The organism is Telluribacter sp. (genome assembly GCF_035998675.1).
In the GTDB taxonomy this organism is placed as follows: domain Bacteria; phylum Bacteroidota; class Bacteroidia; order Cytophagales; family Spirosomataceae; genus Telluribacter.
Window position 1 is genome coordinate 225,716 of record NZ_DASYHI010000018.1, and the last position, 20,135, is coordinate 245,850.

A 20,135-nucleotide genomic window follows, 5' to 3' on the forward strand; every position below is an offset into this window, starting at 1 on the left:
TGGATATTCACTACAACTTTTTTTCATGAAGAATTTTCTCCGATATGCCATTTCCTTAGGGTTGGCTGGTGGTTTGCTCTGGTACGTGTTTAAGGATATTGACCTGGCAGCCATGCTGGAACGCCTGCAGCAGGCCGACTGGAGCTGGATAGCGGTATCGTGTCTTATTATGCTGGGCGCGCATATAACCCGGGCCTGGCGCTGGCAGATGCTTATGGAACCTCTGGGCTATAAACCTACCTTATTCGATGCTTCAATCTCGGTCTTTACCGGCTACTTTGCTAACTATATAGTACCTCGTATGGGGGAGGTAACCCGCTGTGGTACCCTGTACCGTCTTGAGCGTGTCCCGGTCAACCTTAGCTTTGGTACGGTAGTAGCCGAGCGGATTTTTGATGTGGTGACGCTGCTGGTCCTGATTGCCCTGAACTTCCTGCTGGAATTTGACCGGTTGAGCGGTTTTTTTGCCGATCTGTTTGGCAGCAAGGTAGGTGGGGGCGACGGCAGTGGTGCTACCAATTGGCTACTGATAATAGTCCTTGTTGGGGCTGTAGGCGTAGTATTGGTTGTGTATATATTCTTTAAAAATAAAACGTTGCGGGAAAAGGTACTGGCCAACGGTATTGCGCAGAAAATCGTGAACTTCTCCAAAGGGATGCTGGAGGGGCTGCTGAGTATCCGCCGCCTGAAGAGTCCGGTGTTGTTTGTGGTTAGTACACTCCTGATATGGGTATTTTACTACCTGAGTTCCTACGTTCTTTTTTTCTGTATCCCCGAAACCTCGGACCTGGGGCCGCTGGCCGGTCTAACCCTGCTGGTGATAGGTGCTATTGGGATGGCTGCTCCCACCCAGGGTGGAATTGGGGCGTATCACCTGCTGGTGGGAAATGTGATGATACTGTATGGCCTGACCCAGAAAGATGGGATTACGCTGGCTACGTTTGTACACGGTACCCAAATGCTTTTAATGCTGGCAGTAGGCGCTCTGGCATTTCTGGTAGTATTATTTATGAATAAATCGCGGGAGAAAGTGGTCGAAGAAGCCCAGGTATGAGCTAAATCCCAACTACTGTATATCTCTGCTACTACGCTAAACTTTACTTAAAATGATATCTACCGAAACCAAAATAATGCGTCTGGATGAGGCAGTGACGCAGGTGCAGGACTGGCAACGGGCCGGCCAAAAGATTGTCTTCACCAACGGCTGCTTCGACATTGTACACCTGGGGCATATTGACTACCTCGAGAAGGCCCGCGCCACCGGCGACCGGCTGGTACTTGGTCTGAATACGGATTCTTCGGTTAGCAGCCTCAAAGGCCCCCAGCGGCCGGTAGTAAACGAACACGCGCGGGCACGGCTGGTAGCGGCGCTGTCGTTTGTGGATACTGTCATTTTGTTCGATGATCCCACCCCACTACGGCTTATTGAGGCTATAAAACCTGACATTTTGGTCAAAGGTGACGATTATTCGGTCGAAACTATCGTTGGCGCAGATTTTGTACTTTCTAACGGAGGCGAGGTGAAAACAATACCGCTGGTACAGGGCTATTCCACTACCTCGCTCATTAAGAAAATCAAGGAAAGCTATTGAACCGGTAATGTGATTTTCGGAAAGAATTACGTTTATTTAAAGTATAGATTTCTCGCAGATTCAGGAAATAAAACATTAAAAAGTAAAAACATGATAGGAGCATATTTGATAGGTATTATCGTCATGGTCGTGAGCTTATACGTCCAGTGGCGTTTGAAAAGTAAGTTTAACGAATACTCCCAGGTAGGCCTTAGCATTGGCCTCAGTGGTAAAGAAATCGCGGAGAAAATGCTGCGGGACAACGGTATCCATGACGTGCGGGTGGTTTCGGTGGAAGGAATGCTGACTGACCACTACAATCCGCAGGACAAAACCGTGAACCTGAGTTCTGATGTATTTTACGGACGGAGCGTATCGGCGGCGGCAGTTTCCGCCCACGAATGCGGGCACGCGGTACAGCATGCTACGGCCTATTCCTGGCTTAAGTTCCGGTCCCAGATGGTACCTTTTCTAACCGTTTCGTCGCGGTATATGCAGTGGGTTATTCTGGCGGGTATCCTGATGATTAACACTAGCATTATACCGCTGGCGATTGGGGTGGCTTTGTTCGCTGCTACTACCTTATTCTCTTTTATTACTTTGCCGGTAGAGTACGATGCCAGTAACCGGGCTCTGGCCTGGATTCAGAATAACCGTGTAGTGAACGAGCGGGAATATGGTATGGCCTCAGATGCACTCAAATGGGCGGCCCGTACGTACCTGGTAGCAGCCCTGGGTTCACTGGCTACTTTGCTGTACTACGTAAGCCTGCTGATGGGCCGAAGAGACTAGTGTTAATTAGTGTATGGGTGAATGAGAGAAGGAGTGAATGGATAACAAAAAGAGCGATTGAAGGAAAATACCTCAATCGCTCTTTTTGTTATTACGAATTGCTACTATTGTATATTATCTCAATCACTCATCCAATCAATCTCTCATTCACCCACTATATGCCCCACAAACTGGGCGGTGTTGTCCAGAATTCGCCCGCCCCGCCGGAAGCCCAAGGCGCAGGGTTCACCGGCATAAAATACCCCCGCCTGGTAGGAGTGCCCGTCGGCGTCGGTAGGAAACTCCACGTATTCCTGATAGATGCGGGGTTGGTTGTCGTATTCTCCTTCTACTTTTTCCAGCGCTTCGCCCCCTTTTTCAAGAATAGCTACGTTAGCCCCTTCCCGGCCAAAAAGTACCTTACTGACCGAACGCTTGTGCGGCAGGGCGTACCGCTCGGTCTGGAGCAGGAGCGGATGGTAGGGGTACAGATCCCAGAGTACCTTGAGGATATACTTCGACTGAAACAGCAGCGTGTAAGCCGGGTTAAGTACCACGGCTTTGCGGTTACGTACTATCTGGGTCAACAGATTAGTCAGTTCTGATTCTTCCCAGCCGATAGCCTCCCAGGGTACCAGCTTAAACCAGAAGTCAAAACGGACAAAGTGCCCGTGTATCGATTCCTGCATGAAAATACCCTCTTCGGGCGAGAACTCCACCTCATCAATAAAGGCAAAGTCTACTTCAAAACCGGCTTCGCGGGCCGCTTCCCCCAGTAGAGCAACATTGGTGTCGTCCTCGGGGTAATCGCGCATAGCCGACAGCAGCAGGGAAGGCGTGAGGTCGCTGTTTTGTTCCCGTAGGTACCTGAACTGTCCCACCAGGGTTTCGTACAGGGTATTGAACTGCCGGGTTTCTTCCAGGCCGTTGGCTTTCAGGTGCGCCCATTGTACCACAGCGGTTTCGGGCAGGCAGGTAGCCGTATCGGCGTTGAATTCAATGAACTTGATAGGGTCACCGTTCAGGCCCCCGGCCAGGTCAAACCGGCCGTAGAGGTGTACGTGCCGGTCGTCTTCCCAGGAGTACTTTATAAGATCTATGAGGTTTTCGGGAATACCCAGGTCCTTGAAAAGTTGGTTGTCAATGACGTACTGCCCGGCTTCCACCAACATATCGTACAGGGTATTGGCAGCTTCGTAGTAGGCATTGGCTTCGGCTTCCTGCACTACTACGGCCTCCTGCACCAGGTAAGGCAAGGTGTCTTCGCCCAGCATCCAGTTCCAGCCCAGCGAGCGGAGTGCCTGCTCGGGATGCCGGGGAAAAGGTATAAGGGTAATCATGGTAATAGGAAATAGGATTTCTGACTAAGAAAAAATAGGGGAGCCATGGCTGGTACTCCCCTTATAGGTACTTTGATTCTTAATACAAATTATCCGGTAGCGCGGCCGGATGAGCGGTTAAAGAAACCGGTACGGCCTCCGGCCGGGCGGGTATTGACTACCCGCGAACGGCTAACATCCGTGTAAGCACTCTGGGACCGCTGGTAGGTAGCCGGATTGCTATAAAAGCGACCCGTGTTACCGGCGCGGTTGCGGTAGTTATTCATATAGCCCATGTTCATGGTGCGGGCCAGCAGGTACCCCATCCCCCCGTACAGCAACATACTGGACAGGCCGTTATTCATACCTACGGAGGCTTCGTCGGTCTTTATCTGTTCATCAATGAGCGCTTTGGCTGCCGTGGGGCTCAGGGTGTCGCTGTGGCCGTCCTGGTAAGAAACTATGGCCGTCGACTGGTCAAAAGGGACGGATTCCTCGTTGGTAATCTGAAATTCGCCCGGCGAAACCTCCCGGATATGGGAGCGGATACCGCGCGAGTAGGAAGTATCGGCCGCGTAACTGTAGGCCTCGTCTTCGTTGTTATTGGTAGAGCAGCCGGGCAATGCTATGCCCGTGGCCAGCAGGGCCAGCGCCAGGGTACTGCTGATGGTTATATCTTTGGCTCGCCGGATAAAGGAGCCGGAACGTGCTGGTGTCATGGTGTAAATCAGGATTAGTAGAAGTTGTAGAACAAATATAAGCCTTAGATGTTTGGCGACATCGGGAAGCGGGTCAAACGGTAAAGTACCCCGGGCAAGGGACAGGTACCCGTGACGAACGGCTACCTGCATAAAAAAATCCCCATCCGAAGCTCAACCCCCTAAAGTGTTTTCTTGATCAACTGCGGGGATGGTACTTCCGGATGGGGAGGAGATACTTTGGCTTACTTTTTGGGTAAGGTAGTCATGTGAACGATTTTCCAGTTACCTCCTATTTTTTCGAGGTACCGGCTTTCCAGATTTGTGTACCTGTCGCCGTTAGGCCGCAGGAAGGTCTGCTCAAAGGTAACCCAGGCGGCATTCCCGTTGGGACGGATGTCGTAGCGGGTATTACTGAACGACATGCCCGCTTCGTTGGGCTTCTGAGTGGAGAGGCGCAGCAGCATATCGCTCATTTCAGAGGCAGTTACTACGTAGGCTTTTCCGCTGTCGTCGGTCAGGGTGTGGGCGGCGTAGGAAAGGTCAGCCCAGCACGACTGCATTTGTTTTCCATCGTTCTGCAGCCAGGCGTTTGTCTCGTCTTCGATTACTTTTTTGATCAGATACAGCTCAGGGTCCTGATCAGAAGGAAGTACAGAATAGCCCAGCCGGTCCTGAGCGCTGGGCCGGTCGTAGTACAAATAAGCGTTTTTCAGCTTACCCTTGTCAACCAGGGCGGTTACCTGAAAAGGAACACTCATCAGCGGGCCTCCTTTTCGCTCGCGCCAGTTATAAATACCCCGGCTCATTACCCAGTCGCCCGGCTCGGGGCCTGCTTTGGCTTTCAGGGAAATAGTAGAACGGTTGCTTATGTTTTGTTCGGTCCGGTTGTGGGCAGCCCGCTCCCAGCTTTCCGTGAGCTGTTGTACATTCATGGATTCACCTGCTCCCGGACCGAATTCGGCGTAATCAGGGCTAAGGTATGATTCGGCCCGGTTAAAATTTCCGAGCATCAGGTCATCCAGATAACTATCGAGTAGTTGTACGTTTTTGTCGGCATTGGGGGAAAGACCGACAAGGTCGTTGTGACGGAGCGTTTGCTGGGCCTTTGTTTCTATACAAAGAAACAAGAGTAGTAGTCCAAAACCCCATACTCCCGGCGATGCACTTTTTGTTTGTATCATACTTGTGGAGGTTTAAAAAGTGAAACTTTACCAACCATCAAGAAAACACTGTTACAATTAGTACGAAGTTAAGGATTATTTATTATACTAAGGGCTCATTTTCAGTTACAAGAAAAGAAAATATTTTCGGCTATTTCCTTTGGTTCCAATAAATTACCACATTCCGGGTGGAGCGGCCCGCAGCTATCAGGTCCAGGTCACCATCGCCGTCCAGGTCGGCGGCCCGCAGGTCTTCGCAGGCCATGTCTACCTTTTCGTCCAAGGCGTACTCCTGCCACCGGGTACCTTCCGCATTGGTACCTACGTAAAGCCGCACTCCCATTTGCCGGTTGTCGTTGGGTTCGCGCCAGCCAACCGCTATCTGGTCACGGCCCTGCCCCAGAAAGTCGGCACAAACAATGGCGTGGGCCTGTTTCATTTTATCGTTCAGGACCGTCCGCTGGTCTTTGGTATAAACAACCAGGCTGGTACCGTGCATGGGCTCAATGGTAGCGGTCATGAGTTGTCCGTTGCCCAGGGTACCCGTTCTGATCTCACCAATCCCGTGGTTGTTCACCATCCAGTTACCGGACGAAGCCCAGCCGTCGGCTCCGTTCAGAAATACCTGTGCGCCTTCCTTACCGCCGACGGCCAGTCCCAGAAAATTTCCGGAAACCTCGAGCGGATGAAAGTTATGGGTCATGTGCATTTTGGTATCAAGCAGCTGATAGGGCCACAGTCCTCTGGTGTTTTCAGGTACATCAAAAGCGATCATCTGAACCGAAGCTCCTTCGCCGTTGGTGTTGCCTTCACCATGCAGCGGAAGTACCACCAGCTGGTAAGTGCCGTCGGCTTTCCGGACCCAGTGCATCCGGTGAATCGTTACCTCGTGGTGCAGCCGGACGGGTTCCCAGGGCTGGGTACGGTCGTTGGGGGCTGCCAGGTAAAATACCGCTCCCGACTGCTTCAGGTCACGGGTTTCGCCCGGGTTCCACTGCGCCCCCACGGCCACCTCCACTTTTCCGTCGCCGTCAATGTCGCGGGCGGCTATGCACACGTTATCCCGTTCGGTCAGGTTTTTGGCGAGTACGTAGCGCACCCACGGCGCCTTTGCTTGCTGAGGGTTTTTATACCAGACAATCTCCTTCTGGTCAGCCATCAGAATATCTTCCCGGCCGTCACCGTCCACATCTCCGGTAGCCAAACCGTAGCCAATATCTATTTTGGGATCAATGACTTCCGCTACAAAAGAGGCTTTCTGAGCCAGGGCGAGCGAGCAGGTCAGGAGTAGTGCCACAACTGGCAGGAGTTGCTTTTTCATAATTAATAACAAGAGTAGGTACTTTCAAGAACAACAGTCAGGTACTTTGTTTAGCAAAAAAGGGTACCCTTAAGTACCCTCTACTCATCAGATTTAGGATTTGATACCTGCTATACAGGTCTTTGTTCATTAGTAACGGGTACCTGTTCGTTGGTCATTACTACGTCAATCACTTCTTTTTTGCTCCACCAGCTAGCCAGCACCGAACCCGAGATGTTCATGATCGGGCCGAACAGCGCCGGCGCCAGCCCAACGGTGGCTACCTTACCCATCTGCAGGGCGATACCGGAGGCCAGTCCGCCGTTCTGTAAACCTACTTCCAGCGATATAGTCCGGCAGTCCTGCTCGGGCAGACCCAGCAACCGGGCCGAGGCATACCCCAGTACATAACCCAGCAGGTTATGAATAAGCGTACAAGCTACCAGCGCTACCCCAATGGTCAGGAGGCTATCGCGTCCGGCCGCAGTAATAATGCTGATAATCAGGGCAATACCGACCATAGATACGAGTGGCATGTAGCGGTTGAGCCAGACGGACTGCTTCCGGAATATATAGTTGACCAGCAACCCCAGCCCAATGGGCAGGATGATCAGTTTGATGATATCCACCATCATTTTTAGAAAATTAACCTCCACAAAGGTACCCGCCAGCAGCTTCATCAGCAGGGGCGTGAGCACAGGAGCCAGCAGGGTAGCTATCGCCGTGATAGTCAGGGAAAGCGCTACATTGGCCTTGGCAATGTACGACATGACATTGGAGGCCAGGCCACTCGGGGAACTACCTACCAATATTACTCCGGCGGCGATTTCGGGAGGAAAGGCAAAGCCCATAGCCAGGGTATACCCGATAACAGGCATAATTGTAAACTGACAGCCCAGCCCAATAAGTACAGTTTTGGGGGATTTAACCACGCCCTCAAAGTCTTTCAGACCCATGGTAGTACCCATTCCGAACATAATGATCTGTAGGAGCGGCACGATGAGGTTTTTTAACTCGTAGTCGCCCAGGCGGGTAAATACTTCCGGGAAAATCATGGCCAGGGTAGCCGCCACAATAATAGAAAGAGTGTAGAGGTAAGAGCGCACGGAACAACTGCGGTTTAGGGTTGAATGAAAGAAATTGTAAAAACGTCCTGCTTTCGGAAAGCAGGACGTTTTTACTACTTAATAATACAAACCAGGGTGAAATCTACTTGTCCCACCATACCCGCGTATCCAGATCATCGACGCCCATGCGGGCGGTGGCTTCTTTCAGATTGGTACTATTGACAGATACCTCGGAGTTGGGATAGGTGAGCCGACGGATAAAATTCCCTTTGATGCCTTTACCGGGGAAAGGGTTGGGGGTCAGGTTGGGAAATCCGCTCCGGCGGAAATTGGCAAAGGCTTCCGGTCCATTCATGAGCGAAGAAATCCAGTATTGTGTGTTGATCTGCTCGAGGGCCTTGCTGGCATCAAACGGATTGGCAGCCAGGTAGGCATCAATGGCTGCGGCGGGTACGGCACTGCCGGGATCATTCTCGGCCAGTTGCTCCATGTGCGCCCGCACGCCGGCGGTGTAGTGGTTGGCGATGGTGCCCTGTACCCAACCCCGCTGTACGGCTTCGGCCAGGAGTAGCTGGGTTTGGGAGTGGGTAACCAGGAACATCGCGCTCTGGAGCTTGGCCAGGCGGGTGCGGTCCAGCTGACTGTATTCGTAGAAACTGGCCAATCCTTCGGCCTTGGCCTGGGCCGTAATACCCGTGTTGTCAAAGCCCAGCGGCATGCCGATCTGAACGGCGGGGTCAGTATTGGCCCGGGCCGGTACCTGCTCAGGGCCCGAGGCCGCCCCGACGTACCGGACGGCAATGGCCCGCAGCCGTGGATCGTTGGTACTTTTGAGGTAGTTGACGAAAGGAGCCGCCAGGTAGTAGTTATTGGCCTCAGTGGCATTGAGGGTACTGCCCAGGCCATTGACGTAGTTGGCATTGTGGCGAACTACTGCATTGTCGGCATTGGACTGCATTACCCCGCCCTGTACTGCTTTCTGGACCGTCTGCTGCGCCAGGTTGGCATTTACTTTGGAAAGTCGCATACCGGCCCGCAGCAGGAGCGAGTTACCCAGGCGCTTCCATTTGGCTATGTCGCCGCCGTACAGAATATCCGCGGTTTCGCGGGTTTTAGTGGCATCCAGCGCGGCGGTGGCCTCGGTCAGTTCTTTGATTATATCCGTATAAATAGCTTCCTGCGCGTCATACTTGGGTAGTACCGCCTGATCAGTAAAGCCTTTGCCCGCCTGGAAGTAGGGTACATCGCCGTAGGTGTCAGTCAGTACCATGAATCCATAGGCCTGAAAAATGCGGGCCATGTTCAGCAGGTTGCTACGGTTAGGGTTGTTTTTGGTGGAGTTAATGGCATCGGCCGTATTCCGGATAACCGAACGGTAGTAGCGCTGCCAGATTTCCTGCGTTACGTTGCGGTTGTCCTGGTTGTAATTGGCACCGGTCAGTACCCCCGAGTTCGGGGTTACGATATGCTGCACAATGCCCATTTCGTACACCAGAGTACCTCCGGGAAAGGAGGCGTTGATCACCGCGTTGTTCAGCATAAACGCCGGATTCAGCGCCGTAACGGCCGTTTTATTGGTATTGAGTTCATCAAAGCCGTTGTCGCAGGAGGTACCGGCTACGAACAGCAGAGCCAGCAGGGGGTATATCAATAATTTTTTCATAATCGTATCAGATTTAGAATTTAACACTTAAATTGAATCCCATGCTACGGGTAGTAGGCAGACCGGTAGCTTCCAGACCTACGATGTTATCCGATCCGAAGCCAAATGATTCGGGGTCGATGTTAGGCACCCATTTTTTGAGCAGGAATACATTGTTCGCCACAAAGCTCAGGCGCAGGTTCTTGACCGGGGAGTTGGTCGGTAGGTACCTGGTAAAATCATAGCCGGCGGTAATCTGCCGTAGCTTCCAGAAGCCCGCGTTGTATACGATGGGCTCCACCAGCGCCAGAGAGCGCACCACTTCCCAGTAGGGCTGAACTTTGGCCACTACGGTATTTGGTTCACCTTTTTCATTGACACCTTCGCCTACTATACCATTCTCCCGGCCTTCCAGGGTCATTTTGTGCAGGCCGTGGCGGGTCGCATTGAAATTGGTACCCGACATCATATTATGGCCCAGCTTGAAGTCAACCAGGAAAGACAGGTTGATACCCCGGTAGTTAAGCGAATTGGTAATACCTCCCACCCAGATGGGTATGGCCGAACCGAAAGAGATCAGATCGGTTGTGCGCAGGGGAATACCATTGCCACCGAAAATTTTCCGGCCCTGGTCATCACGACGGTACCCAAAGCCGTAAAGCTGCGCCATCGGCTGACCCACTACCTGCCGGAGCTCTCCGTTGAATATGTGGGTACCTACCGTAATCCGTTCACCCGGGGTGTCCGTCAGCAGGCTGAGTACCTTGGTTTGGTTATAGGAACCATTCAGGGTGAGGTTCCACTGGAAGTTACTGGTCTCAACGGGGACCAGGTTAAGGAGCAATTCTACCCCGCGGTTCCGGCTGCGTCCGCTGTTGATGAGGGTGTTGGTAAAGCCCGAAGCGTCCGAAATCTGGGCGGATACAATCTGATCACTCGTTAGTTTTTCGTAAACGGCAAAGTCAACCCCCACGCGATTTTCGAAAAGTTTCAGTTCCAGACCAATTTCTTTCTCAGAAGTCCGCATGGGTTTCAGGTTGGCATTGGGTACGGTATTGCCGCTGATAAATCCAACGGGCTGCAGGGCTCCCGAAGGGTTGGGAAACAGGTTGGCGTTGATGCCGTAGAACATGTTATTGGAGTAGGGAGATACGTCGGTATCACTACCTACCTCGGCGTAAGCTGCCCGCAGTTTACCGAAGCTGAGCCAATTGGGCATGTTGTCAAAGGCCTGCGAAAAGACGTAACTGGCCGAAACCGAAGGGTACAGGATACTGCGGTTGGCCGGTGCCAGCGTTGAAAACCAGTCGTTGCGGGCGGTCACGTTCAGGTAGAGGTAGTCACGGAAAGAAAGCTCAGCAGCTCCGTAAACGGAGTTAACAGCCCGCTCGGACAAACCATAAATAGGATCTTTTACGCGGGAATTCATGACCGTGTACAAGTCTCTTACCACAAAGTCGGTAGCCTGTACGCTGTTCAGGTCGGAGCGGCGGTACATCTGGTTTCCACCGGCGGTAATATCCAGACCGAAATCACCAAACTGACGATTGGCCCCGATGAGTATATCGGTGTTGGTTTCGCGGAAGCGTCGCGACTCCTGGGTATACAAGCCGTTCACGAAGCCTTCGGGGGCCGGTGGCCGGGAAGCGTGACCGGTGGGGTAATTGTTATAGTCCTGGTCACGCGACCAGTAGTCCTGCCCGATGCGGCCCTGCACGTACAACCAGGGAAGTACATTGTAGCGGATGGCCACGTTTCCAAAAATACGGTCGCGCCGGATGTTCTGAAACTGCCGGGCCAGTGTAAAGTACGGATTGGTACGGTTCCGGAAACGCGAGTACACGAACTCATTGCCATTGGCGTCGAAGGCCTTTTCTTCCAGCAGGCTCAGCGGCAGGGAATTGGCCAGGTTAAAAATACTGGTCGGAATGGAGTTGTCCTGTTCGGCAATTACAGGCGGATTCTTGTTGTATTCGTTGGAGTAGTTGATATTTCCCGTGGTACTTATCTTCTTCGACAAATCATAGCTGAAACCCAGGTTTATGGTCTTCCGGTTGAAGGTGTTGTTGGGGACAATCCCTTTGTTGTCCATATTGGCCAGCGACAGGTTAAACCCACCCTTATCCGACAGGGACGACAGCGAAATAGTATTAGTAAAGTTGGTGCCATTCCGGAAAAACGTCCGGATGCGGTCATAGACCGGCTCGTAGGGTACCGTTACTCCATCAAATAGTACCTGCGTCATGCCCGGCTGAAACTTCTCGCCAAATGACCACTGCCCCGAGGTAGGGTTGGGCGTAGTAGGCCGCACCCCGCCTTCGCCCTGACCATATTCGTACTGGTAATCCGTGAAATCCAGGGGCGTATCTACGGTAAAGTTGGTATTATACGAAACCCCGATACCCCGGCTGTCGCCGCGGGTTTTGGTCGTGACCATGATAACCCCGTCTTTGGCCCGGGAGCCGTACAACGCGGCAGCGGTAGCACCTTTCAGTACGGTCATGCTCTCAATATCGTCGGGGTTTATGCTGGAAAGACCATCCCCGCCGTCGGAAGTGTTTCCACCGCCCCGTACCCCGATTGCTCCATCGGAGGCCTGGTTGCCAGGATTTGTACCGAAGTTGGTATTATCAATAGGTACCCCGTTTACCACAATAAGCGGAGAGTTTTGACCTGAAAACGACGACTGACCCCGAATCCGGATCTTAGAGGAACCACCGGGACCGGTACCCAGGCTGGTAATGTTAACCCCGGCTATCTTCCCCTGCAGGGTATTGATAAAGTTAGGGGTTCGGTTCACGGTGATTTGCTCGGAGGAAACTGTCGAGGTAGCGTAGCCTAATTTTTTAGATTCTTTTCGAATACCCAGCGCCGTTACTACTACCTCATTGAGGGCGGTGGAACTCTCCGATAAGGACAGGTTAATGGTCGAGCGGTTATTGACGGCGACCTCCTGGGTAGTGTAGCCAATAAAGCTAAATACCAGTGTAGCGCCGGACGGCGCGTTGATCTCGTAAGTACCTTCTGAATTGGAAGTAGTACCCACGTTAGTTCCTTTGACCAGAATAGATACACCGGGTAAGGGCTGATTATCTTTTTCGTTCGTAACTTTTCCCGTTACGCGGGTTTGGGCCAACAGTACAGTCGAAAATAATAGGACTGTAAGCATGGCAACTAAACTAATTCGTAAAGTTCCCTTTTTCATGCAGTTATCTGTTTAAAGTGATTCATCCAATAAGGATGGTGACTTACTAATCTAACCGGAAATTTGAAAAATTTTAAATTATTATTTGTAACTGAAAGTCAAACAGTTACGTCAGTAATTTTTAATAATATTTAATAATTGTACTTAGAAGGGTTAAAAAAATAATTTAAATAGTACCATGGAGTAGTATGGGCCCTTTTAGGCCTTATAAAAAAAAATAAAATACCCCATGAAACGACTATTTTTACTTACGCTATGCCTGTATACGTTGCTCGTGGTGAATGCCGCCGGGCAGCAGATTTCCCGGGCCGACATGCTGTTTCTGACTCCCGAGTGGAAAGGGGAACGCTACCCGGACGGACGCCCCAAGGTACCCGACGAGCTGCTCAACCGCTTGCGGCTGGTGACCCACGAGGAAGCCTGGGCCGTTATGAAAGGACAGAACTACAAATACCAGTACGCCGAAGGCTGGCAGTGCATCAATCCTGACAGTGTACTAGTGGGCCGGGCCGTTACGGCCACCTTTATGCCCGGTCGGCCCGACATACACAGGGTTATCGATAAAAGGGGCCACGAAAAAGACGGGCGGATCAAGTCCCAGAACTCCTGGCCGATTGACCTGCTCGTGAAGCGCGATGTGTACGTGGTGGATCAGTTTGGTATGCACGAAGACGGCCCCACCATTGGCGACAACCTGGGCAACTCTATTTTTGCCAAAACCGGCAATGGTATCGTGTACGACGGCGCGGTGCGGGACATAGCGGGTCTCAAGGAACTGGGCTCGTTCACCTCCTTTTATCGGACCTACCACCCGTCGCACCACCTCAACAATCCGGACGGTGCCCTTAATACTACCCTCATAGGAATTAACCAGCCCACCCGTATTGGCAAGGTCACGGTGATGCCCGGCGATGCCGTACTGGGCCGCGACGGGGCCGTAACGTTCATTCCGCCCCACCTGCTGGAACAAGTCGTGACAACTTCGGAAATAGTACGGCTGCGGGATATGTTCGGGCACGAGCGGCTGCGGGAGCAAAAGTATACGGCCGGACAGATCGACAACCGTTGGTCCGACGATATTGAGAAGGACTTTTCCCTGTGGCTCAACGCCCACCTCAACGAGCTGCCGGTACCCAAAGAAGCCATCCAGAAGTACCTGAAAACAAGAACCTGGTAATTATAGCGGTTAGCAATCAGCTTTTAGCCAATAGTTTTTTTGAGGATTTCAATACATTTCTGTTTTCGAAAGTCAAACCAATTATAAATTAGGTACTTGTAGTCATTTCCCTTACCTCAACCTGCAATTATTTATGAAATCAAATCTATCCCGCCGCTCTTTTTTTCATAAGGGGGCACTGGCGGCCGCTCTGAGTACTACCGCCCTCCATTCCTTTGGTAACGGACTAACCGAGGCCGTCGAGCGTACGCCCCAGTCTTCCAAACCATCCGACTTGAAAATAACGGACATAAAGTGCGGGTACATCCGCAACGGGCACAGTCTGTTTGTGAAGGTACATACCAACCAGGACATTTGGGGCTGCGGCGAAGCCGTGGACGCCACGCCGGGTACCTACCACCTGGCGAAGATGATGGGCCAGCGCATTAAGGGCAAAAGCCCGCTCAATGTACACCGGCTATTCGAGGATATACGCCGGAGCGGGTTTTTTGAAGGAGCGCAGTCGGGCATGTACATCGCCGTACTGACAGCCATCGAAACCGCTCTCTGGGACCTGACCGGTAAAGCGTACGGAATGCCGGTGTACCAGTTGCTGGGGGGCAAGTTCCGGGATAAAATAAGGGTGTACTGCGATACCGCCGCCTACCGCACCGAGGGCCCCAAACCCGAAGACTTCGCCAAAGCAGCGAAAGATGCCATCAAGGCGGGCTATACCGCCGTGAAGTTTGACATTGATGAACGAACTGATCCAGCCAAGTACGACGCCTACAACTGGACGGCCAGCCCCGGTGAAATGGAGCGCATGTACAACCAGGTAGCGGCCGTACGTAAAGCCGTGGGACCAAAAATTGATATTTGTATCGACATGCACGGGCGCTACGACCTCACCACCGGCAAGCGGGTAGCCAAGCTGATGGAGCCGCTGAACCTGATGTTTCTGGAAGAGCCCATTCCGGCCGAAAACGCCGAAGCGTACAAAATAATATCGGAGTCGACGAGTACACCCATCTGTGCCGGCGAGAACCACTACCTGGCGCACGGCTTCCGGCGTCTGTTTGAATTGGGGGCCGTGGATATTGTCATGCCTGACCTGCAGAAGGCCGGCGGGCTGGGCGAGGGGCAGCGGATTGCCAACCTGGCCAACCTGTATTATGTACCCTTCGCCCCGCACATGGTAGCTTCTTACCTGGGGGCCATGGCCTCTAGTCACGTGTGTGCCTCAGTACCTAATTTTTTAATTCTGGAATGGCAGGTTTATTTTGACGAAGACCCTATGTTTAAAGAAATTGTGAGCTTTGAGGGGCCCATGATTCAAAATGGGCATATACCGCTTTCCGAAAAACCGGGGATTGGCGTGGAGATCAATGAGGAGGGAATGCGCAAATATGCCACGCCCGGAATGCCTTTTTTCGAGTAAAATGTTGATTTTTCACCCTATATAAACAAAAATGCCGACCAAGCGGTCGGCATTTTTGCCATCTATTAGCCATGAAAAATTTATTTTCTTTTGCAAGTATACAAATGATTTTTCAAAATTACCAGGTTCTGTTTTTTAAGAATCCATCTAATTGTTGTTTTGTCATCGGCACTTTATCCGGATTATCACTAACCCATTTCAGGAAATCGGCCTTTATTGTTTCATTCCAGGCCTGATCAATTTCGCCCGGTGTATACTTGTTTTCGCGTAACCGCTGATGACCAAACGTATCCTTAAGGGCAATAAATTCCGAATTCACAATAACTTTTTCAGCCAGGTGAGCCGGGATAAAAATAATTCCTTCTTTTTTGGCCAGGACCAGGTCGCCGGGTAGTACCGTAGCGTTGCCAATGCGGGTAGGGCAGTTGATACAGGAGACCATCATGTTCTGGATATAGGAAGGGTCAAAGCCCCGGACCCAGCCATTGAAGCCTTCAATTTTTGAAAGCCCTTCCAGGTCACGCACGCTACCTTCAAAAATAACCCCGTTCTTAGACTTGGAATATATAGAGTTGCCCAGGTTGTCGCCAATAAGCGTACCCCAGGCAATTTTGCCAAACCCGTCGGCTACGTACACATCGCCTTCGGTTAACATATCAATCGGCCAGGAATTGCTACTACCCTTTCGTCCTTCTTTTTTACCCTGCTCCTTAATGGGGCCTTCCATATCCGGGCGCGATGGCATGTATACCACCGGCAGTACCCGCCCCGCCATGGGCTTGTCCGGATGGATAATCTGCCAGTTGCCTTCAAACTGCGTATGATAACCCTCGCTACGCAGTACGCCCCAGGCTTCTTCGAGTGAAATGTTTTTCAAACGTTTTACCAGGTCGTCTGACACCCGCGGACGGCCGTCGGCAGAGCGCTCGCCTTTCCAGCTACCGGTGTAAGCCATAATCTGCTCTTTGGTAGCCTGCACAGACTGAGCACATAAGGTGGTGGAAGCAGCATAAAAACTGCCAAGTGTTACGAGTAGGAATAGTCGTTTCATGAACTTTAAGGGTTTATATAGTCCAATTATAGCTTTTTATTTTTCTATATAAAGCAAGGCTATTCTTTTTATACCCATTCGTCCCATTTCTTTTTATTCCTGGCAATTTTTTATTCTAAAACCTGCTGACAAGTATGAAAAAACGACTGCAAGAACTAATTCAAAAAATGCCCCCTTCTGCGAAAACCCCAGCCACCCAGGTACCTGATTCAACTACGGATACCCGTCGTGACTTTTTTAAGAAGGCTACTTTGGGTGGATTGTCACTGGGAATGATGCTGGACGGCAAACCCGACGCCGAAATGGAGTTTCTTACGCAGCGGGTAAAGCGGGATTCGAAACCGGCCGACCTGAAAATAACGGATCTGCGTGTAGCGACCATCGTGGGCGCACCCATGACCTGTCCCATTCTGCGAATCGACACCAATCAGGGCCTGGTGGGCTGGGGCGAAATACGCGATGGGGCCAGCCCTAATTACGCGCTCATGCTCAAGAGCCGCCTGCTGGGCGAGAACCCCTGCAACGTAGAGCGGTTGTTCAAGAAAATCAAGCAGTTTGGTACTGCGAGCCGCGGAGCGGGGGGCGTATGTGGGGTGGAAATGGCGCTGTGGGACCTGGCCGGTAAGGCTTATAATGTACCTGCCTACCAGCTGCTGGGCGGTAAGTACCGCGACGAAGTCCGGATCTATGCGGATACCCCTGAAGTAAATACCCCGGCTGAATTTGCTAAAAAAATGAAGGAAGAGCGCCTTGATAAAGGATTTACTTTCCTAAAGATGGACTTCGGTATTCAACAGGTGGCCGATATTCCCGGTGCCCTCATTGGAGCCAAAGGCTGGGACGTGAAGAGACAGTGGAGTACTAACGCGACCAAGCTGGGTAGCTACGGCCAAACCCGCCACCCCTTTACCGGTATACAGATTACGGACAAAGGACTGGAGGCGCTGGCCGAGTACGCCCATCAGGTGCGGGAGGCTATTGGCTACGAAGTACCCCTGGCCGCCGACCACTTCGGACATTTTGATGTGAATGCTGCCATACGCTTCGGCAACGCCATCGAGAAGTACCAGCTGGCTTTCATGGAAGACCTCATACCTTGGTTCTATACCGACAAATGGAGGCAGATCACGGACGCTATCAATACACCGACCCTAACCGGGGAAGATATTTACCTCAAAGAGGATTTCATAAAGCTGATTGATGCGCATGCAGTAGACATGATCCACCCGGATCTGGCTTCGTCGGGCGGACTGCTGGAAACCAAAAAAATCGGTGACTACGCCGAGGAACGCGGCATACCTATGGCCATGCACTTTGCCGGGACGCCCATTGCCTACCTGGCGAGTGTACACTGCGCCGCAGCCACCGAAAACTTCATTGCCCTGGAACACCACTCGGTAGATGTGCCCTGGTGGGAAAGTCTGGCAAAAACCTCCAAACCGTTGGTGGTAAATGGTTTCGCGCCCGTACCCGACGCGCCGGGCCTCGGCCTTGAAATGGTGGAAGAGGTTATAAAGGCCCACCTGAAGCCGGGTACCAAGCTATTTGCTCCCACCCCCGAGTGGAATACCAAGGATTCCGCCGATCGCGAATGGAGCTAGGTACCTCACCGCGCGGCGGCCGCCCCTAGCCTCTCTCCTGCCAGGAGAGGGGAACTTACACCCCTTCTCCTATCAGGAGAAGGGGCCGGGGGAAGAGGTCTACACATCCCGCTCGCTGATTTTACCGGTAGCCTTATTCTTCAGGATCAATTTGTTGCGGCCGTCGTGCGTCATTTCCTGTTTGATAAGATAGTGCTCCTCGTCGTACTCAACCAGGGTAGAAGGCTTGGTAAGGCCTTCCTGTCCGCGCCAGACGGGTAGCTGCACCGGCTCCCACTGCTTGGTTTTGGCTGAACGGTAGGCGGCATCAATCACGGCGTTGACTATATAACCGTCATAAAAGGTTTCGGCGGGTTCCCGTCCTTCTTCCGCGGCCTTGAACATGTCCGTAAACATGTGGTTGTAGCCCAGGTCATTGATTTCATCCCCCACCGGAAACAACCAGCCGGTGTTGCTTTCGGCTTTTTCGGCCACGTAGTCGGCTCCTTTGCCGGAGGTGTACATCTCAAAGCCCGTCCGGAGGAAGTTGTTGATCCAGATGGTACCCTCGGTACCCATTACCTCGTCGCGCAGGTCCATGCCACCCCGGAACGTCCAGCTTACTTCCAACTGCCCGATGGAGCCGTTTTCGTACTTAACCAGCGCTATGGCGTGATCTTCGGCTTCAATGGGTTTAACCTGGGTGTCGGCCCAGCACATAACTTCAATGGGTTTTACGTCTTTTCCGATGAAGTTGCGGGAAATCTCAATGCAGTGGCAGCCCAGATCCAGAATACAACCACCGCCGGCCTGCTCAATATCCCAGAACCAGTCACTGTGCGGACCGGGGTGCGCTTCGCGCGACTTGGCCCACAGAATACGGCCCAGAGCCCCATTTTTTACGCTCTCCATCGCTTTCAGGAACTTGGGAGTATAGCAGAGGTCTTCCAGGTACCCGGCAAAAATACCCGCCTCCTCCACGGCCTGCATCATCCGTAGTGCTTCGTCGGCGTTGCGCCCCAGGGGCTTGGTACATACCACCGCTTTTTTGTGTTTAGCGCACAGCAAGACAGCTTCCTCGTGAACATTGTTCGGTAGGGCTATACACACCATTGTTACGTCCGGATGCGCGATAACCTCCTCCATTTGGGTCGACCAGAAGTCACAGCCGTAGTCGGTCGCAAATTTTTTGGCGCTTTCTTCGCGACGGGCGTAGATGGCCGTAACGCGGTCACGGCTGCGCTGGCCGTGTAGTGAATCAGCGTAAAATCGTCCGATGAAGCCGGACCCAAGCATGGCAATTTTTTGCATAGTACGGGCAGTTTTTGTAAACGGGGTTTAGTTGATGACTGGAATAAATGAAAGCTCTGACTGTAATAAGTAGCTATCAGAAATTAGCTATTAGTGGTTAGTTCTCTAAGTTGCTGTATAAGACCGGATTGTAAATAATTCTAATGCAAAGTAATTTTGGTTAAGTACTTATTAGGATGAAATGCTATTTAACTTCTTCATTTTAAGCCGATAAAGACGGCTGTTCCACCGTTGGCCGGAATTTTTATGATAAAAGGGCCCTGAGGATTTTATCTAACAGGCCCTAATCCCGGATAATGGAAAATAACTACCGTCCGAATAGTACTTTATCCAACGAAAAACGTCCCGGCCCGGTCAGAAACAGGGTTAGGTAGGGAATGAGAAATACAATGGGATGCTCCTGTTTGTCCCAGGGGTCGTTAGCATGAATAATGAGTGCCGCTACCAGCATGGTACCGATCAGCGGTAAAAGAGCTAAACGGGTAGTGAGCCCCAGAATAAGCAGGACAGAACAAACGAATTCAGCAAAAATAGCCAGCAGGAACGTGGCTTCCTCCCCAATTCCAATGGGATCAGCAAAGCCCCGATCGCCGCTCAGGTACCTACCCAGTTTGGCATAGCCGTAGTGCAGCATCAGCAAAGACATCCCCACCCGAAGGATAAGTACGCCCCAGTTGGCCGGAGAGGGCAGGGGCAGAGGATTGAATATTTTTTTGAACATCATTTGATTTTATAAAAAAGAGTGGGTTCATGAAATTGGTACTTTCAAAGGTACATACCAATTACTTTCCTCAATAATTTGGATTAGTAAAATAAATATTTAGATTTGTCTAAAAATATATTTAAACCATTTATCAAATCTG

The 20,135-nt window shown here is 51.7% G+C and carries 16 protein-coding genes; 6 read left to right on the top strand and 10 right to left on the bottom strand.

Annotation, left to right across the window (positions count from 1 at the left end; genetic code table 11):
- The first annotated feature begins 25 nt into the window (after nucleotides 1–25).
- The 3 genes from VGN67_RS11645 (at nucleotide 26) to VGN67_RS11655 (ending at nucleotide 2,363) form a co-directional block, all read left to right on the top strand.
- Nucleotides 26–1,054 (top strand): lysylphosphatidylglycerol synthase transmembrane domain-containing protein, encoded by a 1,029-nt coding sequence (locus tag VGN67_RS11645; RefSeq protein WP_327487000.1) that lies wholly within the window; start codon nucleotides 26–28, stop codon nucleotides 1,052–1,054.
- A 52-nt stretch (nucleotides 1,055–1,106) separates the two neighbouring features.
- The gene (gene rfaE2, locus VGN67_RS11650; protein ID WP_327487001.1) at nucleotides 1,107–1,592 is read left to right on the top strand and encodes a D-glycero-beta-D-manno-heptose 1-phosphate adenylyltransferase; all 486 of its coding nucleotides are present in this window, start codon (nucleotides 1,107–1,109) and stop codon (nucleotides 1,590–1,592) included.
- Between the two features lie 90 nt (nucleotides 1,593–1,682).
- Complete coding sequence (locus tag VGN67_RS11655; RefSeq protein WP_327487002.1) at nucleotides 1,683–2,363, top strand: zinc metallopeptidase; 681 nt, start codon at nucleotides 1,683–1,685, stop codon at nucleotides 2,361–2,363.
- Nucleotides 2,364–2,506: 143 nt separating this feature from the next.
- Here the strand turns inward: VGN67_RS11655 and VGN67_RS11660 are convergent, their stop codons facing one another.
- The 7 genes from VGN67_RS11660 to VGN67_RS11690 all read right to left on the bottom strand — a co-directional run bounded on the left by VGN67_RS11660 (nucleotide 2,507) and on the right by VGN67_RS11690 (nucleotide 12,700).
- On the bottom strand, nucleotides 2,507–3,682 hold the full coding sequence (locus VGN67_RS11660) for a glutathionylspermidine synthase family protein (protein ID WP_327487003.1): 1,176 nt from the start codon (nucleotides 3,680–3,682) through the stop codon (nucleotides 2,507–2,509).
- Between the two features lie 89 nt (nucleotides 3,683–3,771).
- On the bottom strand, nucleotides 3,772–4,380 hold the full coding sequence (locus VGN67_RS11665; RefSeq protein ID WP_327487004.1) for a hypothetical protein: 609 nt from the start codon (nucleotides 4,378–4,380) through the stop codon (nucleotides 3,772–3,774).
- A 224-nt stretch (nucleotides 4,381–4,604) separates the two neighbouring features.
- The gene (locus VGN67_RS11670; RefSeq protein WP_327487005.1) at nucleotides 4,605–5,543 is read right to left on the bottom strand and encodes a nuclear transport factor 2 family protein; all 939 of its coding nucleotides are present in this window, start codon (nucleotides 5,541–5,543) and stop codon (nucleotides 4,605–4,607) included.
- Between the two features lie 130 nt (nucleotides 5,544–5,673).
- Nucleotides 5,674–6,843 carry a VCBS repeat-containing protein gene (locus tag VGN67_RS11675; RefSeq protein ID WP_327487006.1) on the bottom strand — a complete coding sequence of 390 codons (1,170 nt, stop codon included), beginning with the start codon at nucleotides 6,841–6,843 and terminating at the stop codon, nucleotides 5,674–5,676.
- Nucleotides 6,844–6,953: 110 nt separating this feature from the next.
- Nucleotides 6,954–7,928, bottom strand: coding sequence for a bile acid:sodium symporter family protein (locus VGN67_RS11680; protein WP_327487007.1), 975 nt, complete (start codon nucleotides 7,926–7,928; stop codon nucleotides 6,954–6,956).
- 103 nt (nucleotides 7,929–8,031) lie between these two features.
- Complete coding sequence (locus tag VGN67_RS11685) at nucleotides 8,032–9,552, bottom strand: SusD/RagB family nutrient-binding outer membrane lipoprotein (protein ID WP_327487008.1); 1,521 nt, start codon at nucleotides 9,550–9,552, stop codon at nucleotides 8,032–8,034.
- 13 nt (nucleotides 9,553–9,565) lie between these two features.
- Nucleotides 9,566–12,700, bottom strand: coding sequence for a SusC/RagA family TonB-linked outer membrane protein (locus VGN67_RS11690; RefSeq protein ID WP_327487009.1), 3,135 nt, complete (start codon nucleotides 12,698–12,700; stop codon nucleotides 9,566–9,568).
- Between the two features lie 265 nt (nucleotides 12,701–12,965).
- On the opposite strand from VGN67_RS11690, the gene VGN67_RS11695 reads away from it, so the two are divergent.
- Both VGN67_RS11695 and VGN67_RS11700 read left to right on the top strand, forming a co-directional pair.
- A complete protein-coding gene (locus VGN67_RS11695; protein ID WP_327487010.1) occupies nucleotides 12,966–13,913 on the top strand; it encodes an RraA family protein in 948 nt (315 codons plus the stop codon).
- Between the two features lie 133 nt (nucleotides 13,914–14,046).
- Entirely contained in the window at nucleotides 14,047–15,330 is a 1,284-nt protein-coding gene (locus VGN67_RS11700; protein ID WP_327487011.1) for a mandelate racemase/muconate lactonizing enzyme family protein, read from the top strand.
- A gap of 118 nt (nucleotides 15,331–15,448) precedes the next feature.
- Here the strand turns inward: VGN67_RS11700 and VGN67_RS11705 are convergent, their stop codons facing one another.
- Nucleotides 15,449–16,381 (bottom strand): RraA family protein, encoded by a 933-nt coding sequence (locus tag VGN67_RS11705; RefSeq protein WP_327487012.1) that lies wholly within the window; start codon nucleotides 16,379–16,381, stop codon nucleotides 15,449–15,451.
- A 167-nt stretch (nucleotides 16,382–16,548) separates the two neighbouring features.
- Here VGN67_RS11705 and VGN67_RS11710 point away from each other — a divergent pair, with 167 nt between their 5' ends.
- Nucleotides 16,549–17,982: a mandelate racemase/muconate lactonizing enzyme family protein gene (locus VGN67_RS11710; protein ID WP_327487133.1), complete on the top strand. Its 1,434-nt coding sequence runs from the start codon at nucleotides 16,549–16,551 to the stop codon at nucleotides 17,980–17,982.
- 99 nt (nucleotides 17,983–18,081) lie between these two features.
- On the opposite strand, the gene VGN67_RS11715 is transcribed toward VGN67_RS11710, so the two are convergent.
- Both VGN67_RS11715 and VGN67_RS11720 read right to left on the bottom strand, forming a co-directional pair.
- Nucleotides 18,082–19,272: a Gfo/Idh/MocA family oxidoreductase gene (locus VGN67_RS11715; RefSeq protein WP_327487013.1), complete on the bottom strand. Its 1,191-nt coding sequence runs from the start codon at nucleotides 19,270–19,272 to the stop codon at nucleotides 18,082–18,084.
- A gap of 307 nt (nucleotides 19,273–19,579) precedes the next feature.
- Entirely contained in the window at nucleotides 19,580–19,996 is a 417-nt protein-coding gene (locus VGN67_RS11720; protein WP_327487014.1) for a DoxX family protein, read from the bottom strand.
- Nucleotides 19,997–20,135: the final 139 nt, after the last annotated feature.

Excerpts from the sequence above, each read along its gene's own strand:
- VGN67_RS11710 (WP_327487133.1), top strand. The coding sequence starts at position 16,549 with ATGCCCCCTTCTGCGAAAACCCCAGCCACCCAGGTACCTGATTCAACT.
- VGN67_RS11690 (WP_327487009.1), bottom strand. The coding sequence starts at position 12,700 with ATGCTTACAGTCCTATTATTTTCGACTGTACTGTTGGCCCAAACCCGC.
- VGN67_RS11675 (WP_327487006.1), bottom strand. The coding sequence starts at position 6,843 with ATGAAAAAGCAACTCCTGCCAGTTGTGGCACTACTCCTGACCTGCTCG.
- VGN67_RS11685 (WP_327487008.1), bottom strand. The coding sequence starts at position 9,552 with ATGAAAAAATTATTGATATACCCCCTGCTGGCTCTGCTGTTCGTAGCC.
- VGN67_RS11715 (WP_327487013.1), bottom strand. The coding sequence starts at position 19,272 with ATGCAAAAAATTGCCATGCTTGGGTCCGGCTTCATCGGACGATTTTAC.
- rfaE2 (WP_327487001.1), top strand. The coding sequence starts at position 1,107 with ATGATATCTACCGAAACCAAAATAATGCGTCTGGATGAGGCAGTGACG.
- VGN67_RS11705 (WP_327487012.1), bottom strand. The coding sequence starts at position 16,381 with ATGAAACGACTATTCCTACTCGTAACACTTGGCAGTTTTTATGCTGCT.
- VGN67_RS11665 (WP_327487004.1), bottom strand. The coding sequence starts at position 4,380 with ATGACACCAGCACGTTCCGGCTCCTTTATCCGGCGAGCCAAAGATATA.
- VGN67_RS11695 (WP_327487010.1), top strand. The coding sequence starts at position 12,966 with ATGAAACGACTATTTTTACTTACGCTATGCCTGTATACGTTGCTCGTG.
- VGN67_RS11645 (WP_327487000.1), top strand. The coding sequence starts at position 26 with ATGAAGAATTTTCTCCGATATGCCATTTCCTTAGGGTTGGCTGGTGGT.
- VGN67_RS11655 (WP_327487002.1), top strand. The coding sequence starts at position 1,683 with ATGATAGGAGCATATTTGATAGGTATTATCGTCATGGTCGTGAGCTTA.
- VGN67_RS11660 (WP_327487003.1), bottom strand. The coding sequence starts at position 3,682 with ATGATTACCCTTATACCTTTTCCCCGGCATCCCGAGCAGGCACTCCGC.
- VGN67_RS11700 (WP_327487011.1), top strand. The coding sequence starts at position 14,047 with ATGAAATCAAATCTATCCCGCCGCTCTTTTTTTCATAAGGGGGCACTG.
- VGN67_RS11720 (WP_327487014.1), bottom strand. The coding sequence starts at position 19,996 with ATGATGTTCAAAAAAATATTCAATCCTCTGCCCCTGCCCTCTCCGGCC.
- VGN67_RS11670 (WP_327487005.1), bottom strand. The coding sequence starts at position 5,543 with ATGATACAAACAAAAAGTGCATCGCCGGGAGTATGGGGTTTTGGACTA.